This is a genomic window from Mesorhizobium sp. M8A.F.Ca.ET.218.01.1.1 (genome assembly GCF_004791165.1).
GTDB lineage: Bacteria > Pseudomonadota > Alphaproteobacteria > Rhizobiales > Rhizobiaceae > Mesorhizobium.
In genome coordinates this window covers 288,038-301,443 of sequence record NZ_SRUZ01000004.1, presented here as the reverse complement: position 1 = coordinate 301,443, position 13,406 = coordinate 288,038, and the positions used below count along the sequence as shown (strand labels likewise).

At 62.6% G+C, this 13,406-nt stretch carries 13 protein-coding genes and 1 pseudogene; 2 read left to right on the top strand and 12 right to left on the bottom strand.

The features are described from left to right. Positions 1–24: 24 nt before the first annotated feature. The 3 genes from clpA to EN861_RS17480 all read right to left on the bottom strand — a co-directional run bounded on the left by clpA (position 25) and on the right by EN861_RS17480 (position 3,437). The gene (gene clpA / locus EN861_RS17490) at positions 25–2,493 is read right to left on the bottom strand and encodes an ATP-dependent Clp protease ATP-binding subunit ClpA (RefSeq protein ID WP_127872496.1); all 2,469 of its coding nucleotides are present in this window, start codon (positions 2,491–2,493) and stop codon (positions 25–27) included. A gap of 6 nt (positions 2,494–2,499) precedes the next feature. Continuing rightward, on the bottom strand, positions 2,500–2,829 hold the full coding sequence (gene clpS / locus EN861_RS17485; protein WP_010909565.1) for an ATP-dependent Clp protease adapter ClpS: 330 nt from the start codon (positions 2,827–2,829) through the stop codon (positions 2,500–2,502). 278 nt (positions 2,830–3,107) lie between these two features. Then, the gene (locus EN861_RS17480; RefSeq protein ID WP_095774324.1) at positions 3,108–3,437 is read right to left on the bottom strand and encodes a phasin family protein; all 330 of its coding nucleotides are present in this window, start codon (positions 3,435–3,437) and stop codon (positions 3,108–3,110) included. 285 nt (positions 3,438–3,722) lie between these two features. Here EN861_RS17480 and EN861_RS17475 point away from each other — a divergent pair, with 285 nt between their 5' ends. Continuing rightward, positions 3,723–5,171, top strand: coding sequence for a D-alanyl-D-alanine carboxypeptidase (locus EN861_RS17475; protein ID WP_135864607.1), 1,449 nt, complete (start codon positions 3,723–3,725; stop codon positions 5,169–5,171). Between the two features lie 46 nt (positions 5,172–5,217). Here EN861_RS17475 and EN861_RS17470 read toward each other — a convergent pair whose 3' ends face one another. The 3 genes from EN861_RS17470 to EN861_RS17460 all read right to left on the bottom strand — a co-directional run bounded on the left by EN861_RS17470 (position 5,218) and on the right by EN861_RS17460 (position 8,077). Further along, on the bottom strand, positions 5,218–5,919 hold the full coding sequence (locus tag EN861_RS17470; RefSeq protein WP_127280383.1) for a DnaJ domain-containing protein: 702 nt from the start codon (positions 5,917–5,919) through the stop codon (positions 5,218–5,220). Positions 5,920–6,159: 240 nt separating this feature from the next. Further along, positions 6,160–6,597, bottom strand: a complete 438-nt coding sequence (locus tag EN861_RS17465; protein ID WP_135864605.1) for a DUF1489 family protein — start codon at positions 6,595–6,597, stop codon at positions 6,160–6,162. Positions 6,598–6,673: 76 nt separating this feature from the next. Continuing rightward, positions 6,674–8,077 (bottom strand): L-serine ammonia-lyase, encoded by a 1,404-nt coding sequence (locus EN861_RS17460; protein WP_135864603.1) that lies wholly within the window; start codon positions 8,075–8,077, stop codon positions 6,674–6,676. Between the two features lie 173 nt (positions 8,078–8,250). On the opposite strand from EN861_RS17460, the gene EN861_RS17455 reads away from it, so the two are divergent. Next, positions 8,251–8,970, top strand: a complete 720-nt coding sequence (locus EN861_RS17455) for a DUF599 domain-containing protein (RefSeq protein ID WP_135864601.1) — start codon at positions 8,251–8,253, stop codon at positions 8,968–8,970. Here EN861_RS17455 and EN861_RS17450 read toward each other — a convergent pair. The 6 genes and pseudogenes from EN861_RS17450 to EN861_RS17425 all read right to left on the bottom strand — a co-directional run bounded on the left by EN861_RS17450 (position 8,943) and on the right by EN861_RS17425 (position 13,404). After that, positions 8,943–9,740, bottom strand: coding sequence for a YdcF family protein (locus tag EN861_RS17450; RefSeq protein WP_135864598.1), 798 nt, complete (start codon positions 9,738–9,740; stop codon positions 8,943–8,945). The genes EN861_RS17455 and EN861_RS17450 overlap by 28 nt on opposite strands. A gap of 109 nt (positions 9,741–9,849) precedes the next feature. Then, on the bottom strand, positions 9,850–11,415 hold the full coding sequence (locus EN861_RS17445) for an amidase family protein (protein ID WP_135864596.1): 1,566 nt from the start codon (positions 11,413–11,415) through the stop codon (positions 9,850–9,852). Next, entirely contained in the window at positions 11,415–11,870 is a 456-nt protein-coding gene (locus EN861_RS17440) for a GNAT family N-acetyltransferase (RefSeq protein WP_127280124.1), read from the bottom strand. The genes EN861_RS17445 and EN861_RS17440 overlap by 1 nt, the downstream gene beginning before the upstream one ends. Before the next feature lie 7 nt (positions 11,871–11,877). Then, complete coding sequence (gene gatC / locus EN861_RS17435) at positions 11,878–12,165, bottom strand: Asp-tRNA(Asn)/Glu-tRNA(Gln) amidotransferase subunit GatC (protein ID WP_127280125.1); 288 nt, start codon at positions 12,163–12,165, stop codon at positions 11,878–11,880. Between the two features lie 88 nt (positions 12,166–12,253). After that, positions 12,254–12,672, bottom strand: a pseudogene (locus EN861_RS17430) (hypothetical protein). A 24-nt stretch (positions 12,673–12,696) separates the two neighbouring features. Continuing rightward, complete coding sequence (locus tag EN861_RS17425; RefSeq protein WP_135864594.1) at positions 12,697–13,404, bottom strand: metal-dependent hydrolase; 708 nt, start codon at positions 13,402–13,404, stop codon at positions 12,697–12,699. Positions 13,405–13,406: the final 2 nt, after the last annotated feature.

Genomic DNA, 13,406 nt, shown 5'->3' with positions numbered 1-13,406 from the left:
GGGCTTTTTTGACTTTCGCCAGGCTCAGCCCTTTCTGGGCAGTTGCGGTACAAGGCTGCGCTTGCCGCCGTCCTTGCCCTTGGGCTCCGATTTCTGCGCCACGACCTTCTTTGCCGCGGGCTTCCTGGCCACGGCTTTGGGTGGCTTCGGCGCGTCTTCCGGCTCTTCCTTCTTCGGCTTCACCGGCGCCTCGTCGGCAAGCGATTCGAGCTTGAGGCCGGTCTCGCCGGTTTCCTTCTTCTCGACGGTGACGCGCACCGTGCCGCCCTTCTTCAGCTTGCCGAACAGCACCTCGTCGGCCAGCGGCTTCTTGATGTGCTCCTGGATGACGCGGCCGAGCGGACGCGCACCCATGCGTTCGTCATAGCCCTTGTCGGCGAGCCAGGCGATCGCGTCCGGCGACAGGTCGAAGGTGACGCCACGCTCTGAAAGCTGGGCTTCCAGCTGCATGACGAACTTCTGTACCACCTGGTGGATGACCGGCACCGGCAGCGAGCCGAACGGAATGATCGCATCGAGGCGATTGCGGAATTCCGGCGTGAACAGCCGGTTGATCGCCTCGACATCGTCGCCTTCGCGCTTGGTCGAACCGAAACCGATCGCCGCGCGCTGCGCATCGGATGCGCCCGCATTGGTGGTCATGATCAGTATGACATTGCGGAAGTCGATCTGCTTGCCGTTGTGGTCGGTCAGCTTGCCGTGGTCCATAACCTGCAACAGGATGTTGAACAGGTCCGGATGCGCCTTTTCGACCTCGTCCAGCAGCAGCACGCAGTGCGGATGCTGGTCGACACCGTCGGTCAAAAGGCCGCCCTGATCGAAGCCGACATAGCCGGGAGGCGCGCCGATCAACCGCGAGACGGTGTGGCGTTCCATGTATTCCGACATGTCGAAGCGGATCAGTTCGACGCCCAGCGAGGCGGCCAGCTGCTTGGCGACTTCCGTCTTGCCGACACCCGTTGGCCCAGAGAACAGGTAGGAGCCGATCGGCTTCTCCGGTTCGCGCAGACCGGCACGTGCCAGCTTGATCGCCGAGGTCAACGCGGTGATGGCGGTGTCCTGGCCATAGACGACGCGCTTGAGCTCGATGTCCAGGCCCTGCAGCACCTTCTCGTCATCGGCCGAAACCGTCTTCGGCGGGATGCGCGCCATGGTAGCGATCGTCGCTTCGATTTCCTTGATGCCGATCGTCTTCTTGCGCTTGGCTTCCGGCACCAGCATCTGCGAGGCGCCGGTCTCGTCGATCACGTCGATCGCCTTGTCCGGCAGCTTGCGGTCGTTGATGTAGCGCGCCGACAGCTCCACCGAGGCCTTGATCGCCTCGTTGGTGAACTTCACCTTGTGGAATTCCTCATAATAGGGCTTCAGGCCCTTCATGATCTCGATGGCGTCCTCGATGGTCGGCTCGTTAACGTCGATCTTCTGGAAGCGTCGCACCAGCGCACGATCCTTCTCGAAGAACTGACGGAATTCCTTGTAGGTGGTCGAACCGATGCAACGTATTGCACCCGACGACAGAGCCGGCTTCAACAGGTTCGACGCGTCCATCGCGCCGCCCGAAGTCGCGCCGGCGCCGATCACCGTATGGATCTCGTCGATGAACAGCACTGCGCCCGGATAATCCTCGAGCTCCTTGACGACCTGTTTCAGCCGTTCCTCGAAATCGCCGCGATAGCGCGTGCCGGCCAAAAGCGTGCCCATGTCGAGAGCGAAGATGGTGGCATTGTGGAGCACTTCCGGCACGTCGCCCTCGACGATGCGCTTGGCCAGGCCTTCGGCGATCGCCGTCTTGCCGACGCCGGGGTCACCGACATAGAGCGGGTTGTTCTTGGAGCGGCGGCACAGCACCTGGATGGTGCGGTTGATCTCGCTCTCGCGGCCGATCAGCGGATCGATCTTGCCGGCCTTGGCCTTGTTGTTGAGGTTGACGCAGTAAGCCGTCAGCGCGTCCTGCTGCTGCTTCTTCTTGCCGCCTTCCTCCTGCGGCTCGGCGCCGTTCTGGCCGCCCTGCTCGTCGTCGGCGCCGCGCGGGGTGCGGCTCTCGGACGCGCCCGGGCGCTTGGCGATGCCATGCGAGATGTAGTTGACCGCGTCGTAGCGGGTCATCTGCTGTTCCTGCAGGAAATAGGCGGCATGGCTTTCGCGCTCGGCGAAGATGGCGACGAGCACGTTGGCACCCGACACTTCCTCGCGGCCGGATGACTGCACATGGATCACCGCGCGCTGGATCACGCGCTGGAAACCGGCCGTCGGTTTGGAATCCTCATCGTAGCCGGTGACCAGATTGTCGAGCTCGGTATCGATGTAGGTCAGAACGGTATGCTTCAGCTCGTCGAGATCGACGTTGCAAGCGCGCATGACGGCGGCCGCCTCGGTGTCGTCGATAAGCGCGAGCAGCAGGTGTTCAAGGGTTGCATATTCATGGTGCCGCTCGTTGGCGAGCGTCAGCGCTTGATGAAGCGCCTTTTCCAGGCCTTGGGAGAAAGCCGGCATGTTACCTCACTTCTTCTCCATCACGCATTGCAGCGGATGCTGATTCTGTCGGGCGAAATCCATGACCTGGGACACTTTGGTCTCGGCCACCTCGAATGTATAGACCCCGCACTCGCCCACTCCATGATTGTGAACATGAAGCATGATGCGTGTGGCGGCTTCGCGGTCCTTCTGGAAAAAACGTTCCAGCACGTGAACCACGAACTCCATCGGAGTGTAGTCGTCGTTGAGGATGAGGACCCGGTAAAGGCTGGGCTTCTTGGTCTTGGTTTTGGTGCGCGTGATAACGGCCGTCCCGCGGCCGGCCTCATTGCCGTCGCCGCCGCCGTTTTGCATCCGCGCCACTCGTCTCGTGGCAGTCAAACCGATCGTCACGTAATCCTGCCTCTTCGAATCCTCATGCGAGTTCGACATGTAGGTGTTCGATGGACGATTTTAAGCCCTTCTGGTTAGCTGACAATATGGCTAGGTGACCAACTTGGCGGATTTTCGCATTCGTGAAGCGCTACGCTGTCGCGGATCGGAAACTGGCATGAAAAAACCCGGTCGCGTTTCCACGACCGGGTTCTGCCCCACCCACGAAGGGCCGGATCTTGAAAATTGTCGGGCGAAAATTACTTCGCCTTGGCAACGATCGATTCGAACGGCTTGTAGGCTTCCTTGGCGAGTTCGGCATAGAGGTCGCCAATCTTGGTGGCCTCGGCGACGAACGCCTCGTAGGACTGCTTGGCATAGTCGGACTGGATCTCGATCGCCTTGTCCAGCGACTTGGCCGAGAACAGCTTCTCGAACGCGGCGCTGCCGGCTTCGAAGCTCTTCTTGGTGTATTCGCCGGCCTCGGTGGCGATCGCCTGCGCGCCCTTGGACAAAGAGGCGAAGCTCTTCAATCCGGTGTCGGCGAACTCCTTGCCGTACTTGCTGAAGTCCTCATAGGTCTGGGTCATTTCATACTCTCCCTGGACGGTTGAAGCGCCCTGCCCCGAGCGCCGTTGTGCAATGCATGATAATACATTGTGCGCCGCACAAAAGTCAAGAATTCAAGGGCTCGCCACCCCGCCGGCACCGGCAATGGCTAAAATTCGAATAAAGGAAGGCTCAAACCACCAGAAAATGGTGAACGCGGCGGTTACCATAAACGGATTGGTAACGCTGCCCCGCTAGCTTGGCCGGAAGCGAGGCAGGATCCCTTTGCCGCCTCCAGCGCAACGAGAAATTCAAAGGAACTACCAGTGCGTCAGGCGTTGTCGGGCATCGTTTCCAAATCCGCGTCCCCTCTCAAAACGATCATGATCCTCGCCATGGCGATGACATTCGTCGTCGCGGATGCGGCATCGTCGCTCGCGGCAAAGTCAGCGGCCATCGTCGTCGACGCCAAGACCGGCAAGGTGCTCTATTCGGCAAACGCGGATGGCCGGCGCTATCCTGCCTCGCTGACCAAGATGATGACGCTCTATCTGACCTTCGAAGCGATGGCGAAGGGCAAGATCAGCAGAAACTCGCCAGTCGTGTTTTCGGCCCATGCCTCCGCCGAGGCACCGACCAAACTGGGCGTAAAGCCGGGCGGATCGGTCACGGTCGAGACGGCGATCCTGTCGATAGTCACCAAGTCGGCCAACGACTCGGCGACCGCGCTTGGCGAAATGATCGGCGGCAACGAAACCAATTTCGCCCGCATGATGACGGCCAAGGCGCGGCAGCTCGGCATGGACGGCACCGTCTTCCGCAACGCCAACGGCCTGCCGGATCCGGGGCAGTTCACCACCGCGCGCGACATGGCCACGCTCGGCATCGCGCTGCGGGAACATTTCCCCCAGTACTACGGCTATTTCGCGCAGCGGTCCTTTCTCTACGGTCGCCAGCGCATCAATGGCCACAACCGCCTGCTCGGGCGCATCAAGGGCGTCGACGGCATCAAGACCGGCTATACCCGCGCCTCTGGCTTCAATCTCGTCTCGTCCGTTAATGACGGCAACCGCCGCCTTGTCGCCGTTGTCATGGGCGGCACGTCGGGCGGCAGCCGCGACAACCAGATGGCTGGCCTGATCAACACCTACCTGCCGAGGGCCTCGACCCGCGGTGCCGGCGATCTGGTCGCCAAGGCGGACAGCAATCCAATCAAGGCACTTGCGAAGGTTCTCCTGCCCAAGCACGACGCGCCGACCCCGGACGAAAAGCCGGTGGCCGTCGCGGAAGCCGATACGGCTGTCGCGGACGACACGACCACGGCTGTCGCGGACGACGCCACAGTTGCCCAGGGCGACAGCGAGGACGAGGATACAGCCGAGGCAGAGGCGCCCAAGCTGGTTGTTCCGGCAAAGAAGGTGAAGACGGTCATCGTCTCCGCCCCCAAGGTTGCCACCGCGCAGGTCGTGGCCGCCTATGCCGAGCCCGCCCCGGCCGCCGTCGATCCGGTCAGCACCGCCTCGGTTCCGTCAGGCTGGGCCATTCAGGTTGCCTCCTCGCCCAACCAGTCCGAAGCTCAGGCTTTCCTCGACAAGACCACCAAGCAGGCTCCCAAGGTGCTGGCCGACGCTTCCGGCTTCACCGCCGCTTTCGACAAGGGCGGCGTCACTTACTACCGCGCCCGTTTCGGCGGCTTTGGGTCGAAGGACGCCGCCTGGAAGGCCTGCACCGCTTTGAAGAAGAAGAAAATCGAGTGCTACGCCGTCCAGCAATAGGACTGCGTGGAAGATTTCTCCCGGAAGAATATTGCGTCGAAGGAGACTAGTTGTGATTGGAGAGCAAGACGTCCTTGGCTTCGTTAATCCGCGCCGCCAGGAAAGACGTGCCGCCGATGTCGGGGTGCAGGCGCTGCATCAGGCGGCGGTGCGCCTTGCGGACATCCGCCGCGGCGGCCCCCGCTTCAAGACCAAGGACCTTGTAGGCCTCCTCCTTAGTCATGGCGCCCGGACCTGGCGCAACACCCAGCCCTTCGCCACCGTTCGTCTCAGCGTTTTTGCGCCAGACGGGAAATCTGCCGTCAAGATACGTCTCTAGCAGTTGGCGGCTCTCCGGATCGCCGGAGAGCTCGCGGTAGAGATGCTGCAATTCCGCTTGGGTCATCGAGCCAAGCATCTTGCCATCGTGGCGGCCGGCAAGAACCAGCCCTTCAAGGCCGCCCGTATCGTGATCGAGTTCCATCTCGAGTGCCGCTGTCCGCACGGTTGAGCGTTTTCCAGCAATTGGCCTGGCATTTGGGCGCCCGGTACGCGTGGCGCCATACCAGGCGATTGCCACGAACAGGATGATGCCGCCGATGCCTTGACGCCCGACCACGAGCACGGCGCCGCCGATCAGCGCCAGCAGGATCGGCCCCAAGGTTCTCATCCCGCTTGCGAGTTGCGCCGGATCCGCACGGAGAAAGGCCATGGCCAACCCCAGGAGCACCAGCAACAACGCGACCACAACGATAATTGCGCCTAACATTTCCCATCGCCCCGCAGATATCCTGTCCGCCTGGACAGCCGCGTGATGTCCTTCAACACTTTTTCTGCGCCAGAATCATGGCCTTTACCCCGCTGGAAGAGGACCATCATACGAGCTGGTTCTCCAACGCCGCGGCCTGTGTCGACTTCGACAGTTCTTCCTCGCGCATGGATTTCAAGATGTGGCGTCGTCGCGTCGCTTGCAAGTCCAGTGCGAAGCAAGTTTGAGGGCCAGAAATGTCTAGAGCAGGCCGAGATCGGCGAGTTCGCGCCTGAGTTTCGGCGGCATCTCGACCAGCCCCGCCTTGCCCTTGCCGAGATCCGCCGGGGCGTCCGTTGGCTTCAGATAACGCCAGCCCTGGAAGGCGCGGCGCGGCTGCCAGTCGGTGCGCACCACCTCAGGATCGAGCATCAAATGGCAGCGGACGATGCCATCGTCATCGGTGAACGGCCGGATCTCCGTGATCAACTGCCGGCATTGCACGCTGCCCTTGATCACCCAGTAGAGCGAGCCGCCATCGGTGACCTCGTCGCCACGTGTCGGCACCATGCGGGTGGTGTGCCAGTGTTCGGCTGGTTCGCCGGCCAGGCGGCGCTCGTCGAGACGGAAGGCGATCCAGTCTTCGAGATCCTCGACACTGTCGCAGCCGACGCAAAGCTTTAGGAGATTGAGAGCCATGCGCTAAGGTTAGCCCGGGGCGCCAGGACGTCAACGGCCTGGCGGACTTCTCCACAGTGCCGGTTTGGGCCAGATCTCAACACTCAACGACATTGACGGCAAGACCGCCAAGGCTGGTTTCCTTGTACTTCTCGTTCATGTCGAGGCCGGTCTGGCGCATGGTCTCGATCGCGGCGTCGAGCGGCACGAAATGCACGCCGTCGCCCTTGATCGCCAGGGACGCGGCCGTGACCGCCTTGACGGCACCCAGCGCGTTGCGTTCGATGCACGGCACCTGCACCAGCCCGCCGACCGGGTCGCAGGTCATGCCGAGATGATGTTCGAGCGCGATTTCGGCAGCATTCTCGACCTGTTCGGGCGTGCCGCCCATGACGGCGCACAGGCCGGCGGCCGCCATCGCCGAAGCTGAGCCCACCTCGCCCTGGCAGCCGACCTCGGCGCCGGAGATGGACGCATTGGACTTGATGATGCCGCCGACGGCCGCTGCCGTCAGCAGGAAATCGCGGATGCTCGGCTGGTCGGCCTCGGGATGGAAATGCAGCCAGTAGCGCAGCACCGCCGGCAGAGTGCCGGCCGCACCGTTGGTCGGTGCGGTGACGACACGCCCGCCGGCCGCATTCTCCTCGTTCACGGCCATCGCGTAGATCGACAGCCAGTCATTGGCGAGCAGCGGGTTCGGCCGGTTCTGCTGCCACTGCTCCTGCAATTTGTCATGGAGCTGCCTGGCGCGCCGCCGCACCTTCAGCCCGCCCGGCATGATTCCGTCCTGCGACAGGCCGCGGTCGATGCAGCTCTTCATGGCGCCCCAGATGGCGTCGAGGCCGGTGTCGAGCTCCTCGCGCGACATCTGCGTTTCCTCGTTGATGCGCTTCATGTCGGCGATGGAAAGGCCGCTCTTGGCCGCCATCTTGAGCATCTCGACCGCGTTCTTGAAGGGATACGGCACTTTCTTGCCCTCGGTCGTGACCGAGCCCTTGACCTTCATCCGCTGCAGCTCTTCTTCCGAAACCACGAACCCGCCGCCGATCGAATAGTAGATGCGCTTGAGCAGCAGGCGACCGCCGGCGTCGTAGGCATGGAACGCCATGCCGTTGGCGTGACCGGTGAGCGGCGTCTTGCGGTCGAGCACCAGATCGGTGGCCGGGTCGAAATGGTAGGAGGGGTGACCGGGCGGTGAAATCAGCTCGTCGGCAGTGATGCGGCTGATGATGCCGTCGGCCTGGTCGGGGTCGACCGTTTGCGGCGTCTGGCCGGCAAGGCCGAGAATGACGGCACGGTCGCTGCCATGGCCGATGCCGGTATAGGCGAGCGAGCCATGCAGGCTGGCGCCGATGCGGTCGACCTTGGCGCCGGCGGGGCGCGGCCAGTCGTCGCCCGCGACCTCGTCGAGAAAGCGGCGCGCGGCCGTCATCGGACCCATCGTGTGCGAGCTCGAAGGGCCAATGCCGATCTTGAACAGGTCGAAAACGGAAAGGAACACGCTGTCTCCTGGGTCACGTCGAGGACTACATATAGGAATTCCCGGGATGTTTCCGCTCTTTTGACAATCGCGGCGCAACACCTGCCGACCTTGTTTGCTCCGGCAGCGACATTGATTAACTGTCGCCATATGCGGCGATCGAAGCGATCGCGCGGGATATGGTAAACTCAACCATGGGCGATTCCTCCTATCTGTCGGCGGCCGATCTCGCGGCGCTTGGCTTTTTCCTCCTTGCGTGGGTGCTGCACACGCTCGCGTCCGATGGCAAGCTGGTTAGCCGCATGTCGCTGACGACCGCCATGAATGCGCAGCGCGAGGCCTGGATGCGCACCATGGCCGAGCGTGAGATCCGCATCGTCGACACCGCCATCATGAGCGGCCTGCAGCAGGGAACCGCCTTCTTCGCCTCCAGTTCGCTGATCGCGCTCGGCGGCTGTTTCGCCCTGCTTGGCGCGTCGGACCGCGTCATCGAGGTTCTCAGCGACCTCCCGCTGGGCGGCGTGCCGGATCGAGCCGCTTTTCAGATCAAGGTGCTGGGCCTGGTGCTGATTCTCGCCTTTTCCTTCTTCAAGTTCGGCTGGGCCTACCGGCTGTTCAACTATTGCTCGATCCTGATCGGCGCGGTGCCGATCCCGCATGGCGAAGCCTCGCGCAATCCGGTCACGCAAACGGCCGTGTGGCGCGCGACGCAGATGAACATGCTGGCCGGCAAGCATTTCAACTCGGGCCTGCGCGGCGTGTTCTTCTCGATCGGCTATCTCGGCTGGTTCGTCGATCCCCTGGTGTTCGTGCTGTCGACGCTTCTGCTGCTGGCCGTCCTGGTGCGGCGCCAGTTCTTCTCGGCAGCGCGGCGCGCCGTCATCGGTCAGCCGCCCGGCGCCGGAAACGGCTGATCGATGCGCCCGGAAAGCCAATAGGCCAAAAGTCCGATCCACTCGCGAACCGCCATCGTGGTCGCCTGCAGCGAGTCGGACGGGTTGTCTCGGAACAGGCCGATGCCTTCCTTGCCCGAGGTACGATAGTCGACCGGCCATGGAACGGTTGGAAAACCGGCCTTGTCGAACAGCGCCTTGGCGCGGGGCATGTGAAAGGCTGATGTCACCAGCAGCCATGTCTCGCCCGGCTTGGGTTTGACCAGTTCGCGGCTGAAGACCGCGTTCTCGTAAGTGTTACGGGATTTGTCTTCGAGGATCAGACGGTCAGCCGGTACACCCAGCGCCTCGAGCAGGCGTGGCGCCGTGTCGGCATCACCTTCGCCATCGAAGAACAGTGAGCCGTTTCCACCGGAGACCACCACTTTTGCCTGCGGGAAACGCCGGGCGAGGATTGCGGTCTCGACCATGCGATCGCCGCTGCTGTTCAATTCATGGCCGCCGCGCACGAGGTTGATAGCGCCCTCGAAGCCGCCGCCGAGCACGGCGATGCCGTCCACTTCCTCCGGCAGCGACGGCTTTGGAAAGCGTTCCTCCAGCGGATTGAGCATCATGGCGCCGAGCGACGTCCAGGCCGACAGCGCAAGGATCAAAAACGCCAGCACACTGCCGGTGACGGCAAGTCGCCGCCGGCCGATCATCCCCGCGATCAGCCCCGCCAAAAGCAGGAAGATTGTCAGGTTGAGTGGCTGGATGAAAAACCAGAAGACCTTGGAAAGATAGTAGAACATCGCTCAACCCTTACAGCGTCAAGGACGCCGTAATGCTTCAGTTTCATGCATGATCCTATCCTAAAATCGATCGCGATTTTCGGGGGCATGCGTCAGACGAGCGATACCCTTACCACCACTTCTCCGGCTGGAATCTGCCGGCCGCCTGCTCGATGACGGCGGCGGTCTGGAACAATGTCTCTTCCTCGAACGGCCTGCCGATCAATTGCAAGCCGAGCGGCAACCCCTTGGGGTCGAGCCCGGCTGGCACCGCAATGCCGGGCAGACCGGCCATGTTCACGGTGACGGTGAAAATGTCATTGAGATACATCTTGACCGGATCGGCCGCCATGTCCTCGTCGGCGATACCGAATGCGGCGGACGGTGTAGCCGGGGTCAGGATGACATCGACGCCGGCGGCGAAGACGTTTTCGAAGTCGCGCTTGATCAGATTGCGCACCTTCTGTGCCTGCAGATAGTAGGCGTCGTAGTAGCCGGCCGACAGCACATAAGTGCCGATCATGATACGGCGCTTGACCTCGCGGCCGAAGCCGGCGGCACGCGTCTTCTCATACATCTCGACGATGTCCTTGCCTGGCACGCGCAAGCCGTAGCGGACGCCGTCATAGCGGGCGAGGTTGGACGACGCCTCGGCGGGAGCCACGATGTAATAGGCCGGCAGCGCGTATTTGGTGTGCGGCAGGGAGATGTCGACGATCTCGGCGCCGGCATCCCTGAGCCAGGCAATGCCCTTCTGCCACAGGGCCTCGATCTCCTCCGGCATGCCCTCGACGCGGTATTCCTTGGGAATGCCGACCTTCATGCCCTTGATCGGCTTGCCGATCGCAGCCTCGTAGTCCGGCACCGGCCTGTCGACGGACGTCGTGTCCTTCGGATCGACCGAGGCCATGGATTTCAAAAGAATGGCGGCGTCGCGCACGTCGCGAGCGATCGGCCCGGCCTGGTCGAGCGACGAGGCGAAGGCGACGATGCCCCAGCGCGAGCAGCGGCCGTAGGTCGGCTTGATGCCGACCGTGCCGGTGAAGGCGGCTGGCTGGCGGATCGAGCCGCCGGTGTCGGTCGCCGTCGCACCGGCACACAGAAACGCCGAGACGGCAGTCGCCGAACCACCGGAAGACCCACCCGGCACCAGCTGTGCATTGTCGAGGCTACGCTGGGTCTTCGTGCCGCCGGCCGACACGAAGCCGCCATCCCCCTGATGTGTCGTCGGCATCACCACCGTATCGAGGCGCGAACGCCGCCACGGGTTGATGACCGGGCCATAGTAGGAGGTCTCGTTGGACGAGCCCATGGCGAACTCGTCCATGTTGAGCTTGCCCAGCATGACCGCGCCGTCGGCCCACAGATTGGAGGTGACGGTTGATTCATAGCGCGGCTTGAAGCCGTCGAGCACATGGCTGCAGGCCTGGGTATGGACGCCTTCAGTACCGAACAGGTCCTTGATCCCAAGCGGGATGCCTTCCAGAGCACCGCCCTCGCCCTTGAGCAGCCTGGCGTCCGACGCCTTGGCCATCTCGCGCGCCTTGTCGCCGGTCACCGCGACATAGGCATTGAGCGTGCCATTGGCGCGATCGATCGCCGAGAGATAGCTTTCCGTCAGCTCAGTCGCGCTGATTTCCTTGGCGCGCAGCTTGGCGCGGGCCTGCGAAATCGTTAGTTGGGTCAGGTCGCTCATCATAGGCTCTTTTCGTAAAACACCGACCACTCGGAATCGGGATAATCGAGCACCGGCCCGCAGCGCGAGAACCCGGCACGTTCATAGACGGTCCAGGCGGCCGGATGGCGGTCACCGGTCTCCAGCACCAGCCGCTTCAATCCTTCATCGCGCGCCAGCGCCTCAAGCCGCTCGACGATCCCGGCGCCGAGCTTGCGGCCGCGATGCGATGGCCTGATATACATGCGCTTGACCTCGCCGATCGCGTCGCCGTGCCGCTTCAGCGCGCCGCAACCAATGGCGATCCCATTGTCGCGAGCGATGAAAACCGTCGTGTCCTGCCCCGCCATCTGCTCGACAGTCAGATGGTAGCAATGCTCCGGCGGCGTCAATTCGAGCAAGGTTTCGTTGAGCTCTCTCACCAGGCCGCGCACGTCGTCCTGCAGCGGCGTCTCCATGGCGATCTCGATTGCCATCGGCGCCTTACTCCACGACCTTCGGCACGAGGAAGAAATTCTCGTCGGTCGCCGGCGCGTTGGCGACGATGTCGGCCGCCTTGTTGCCGTCGGTGACGGCATCCGCGCGCTTCTTCATCTCCATCGGCGTCACCGAGGTCATCGGTTCGACACCGGAAACATCGACCTCGTTCAACTGTTCGACGAAGCCCAGAATGGCGTTCAACTCGCCGGTCATGCGCTCGGCATCTTCCTCACTCACCGCGATGCGGGCGAGATGCGCGACGCGCTTCACTGTCTTGACATCAACGGACATGTATTTGCCTCGGGAAAAACCAGATCGCGCTATAGCGGCGCGGCGCGCGGCGCGCAACATGCGCCGGCCGACAATCGGGCAAACAGCTTCATGGCAGGGCAACGCCTTCGCAGAGATAATAGCTGCCGCTGTTACCGCTCGCCTCGCTCTCATCGTCGATGGGTCGGACCGAGACGAGATCGAGCTGCGTCGGGCTGATCCGCGTCACCGACAGGACATCCGGAAAGACGTAGCCCGGTTCCTGGCAGATGGCCGTCACCGCCCAGCTGGGCGAGCCCGTCGCCTTGCTGACTTGAACGAACTCGCAGCTATACTCGACGCCCTGCAGGCCATGCACCGAAAGCACGATTGTTGCCGGCATCGACAAGCGTCTGCAGCGTCTCCTTCCTGGCCTGTCCACAAAAGCTCCTCGGACTGCAGATAGACGCCGTCGATGAAATCATCGGCGGCGAGCGCGGGCGACGCCGCGACAACCATCGAAACGCAAAGAGATCGCCCCAACGCCATGGATTTGTTCCGCTTTCGTTGTTTCTAGATGGTAATCGCTTGGCCAATTTTCGGCAACGCGACCTTGACGCCGGACCCTTCCAAGCCGGCTTCGAACTTTTCGGGCGTCGGATCGATCATCGGAAACGTGCCGAAATGGCAAGGGACAATCGTGTCGAACTTGAAGAAGCGGCGGCAGGCAAGGGCCGCCACCGCGCCGCCCATGGTGAAGCGGTCGCCGATCGGGACAATGCCGATCTTCGGCTCGTGCAGTTCGTTGATCAGCGCCATGTCGGAAAAGATATCGGTATCGCCCATATGATAGAGCGTGCGGTCATCCGGGAAATGCAGGACGAGCCCGCCCGGATTGCCGAGATAGACGTTCCTGCCGCCATCTTCGCCAAACGAGGAGGAGTGCAGCGCCTGGACAAAGGTGGTGGTGAAGCCGCCGCAATCGACCGTGCCGCCGATGTTGCCGGGATTGATCTTCTTGTCGCTGACGCCCTTGCCGACTAGGTACATGCAGATTTCGAAATTGGCGACCAGTTGAGCGCCACTCTTGCCGAGCACTTCCAGCGCGCCGCTGATGTGGTCGCTGTGCCCGTGTGTCAAAAGAACATGCGTGATCCCTTCGGCAGGCTCTTCCCAACCGCCGGTCCAGGACGGGTTGCCGATCAAATAAGGGTCGATCAGGATTTTCGCGGCACCGGTTTCGATGCGGAACGCCGAGTGGCCGTACCAGGTCAATTTCATCA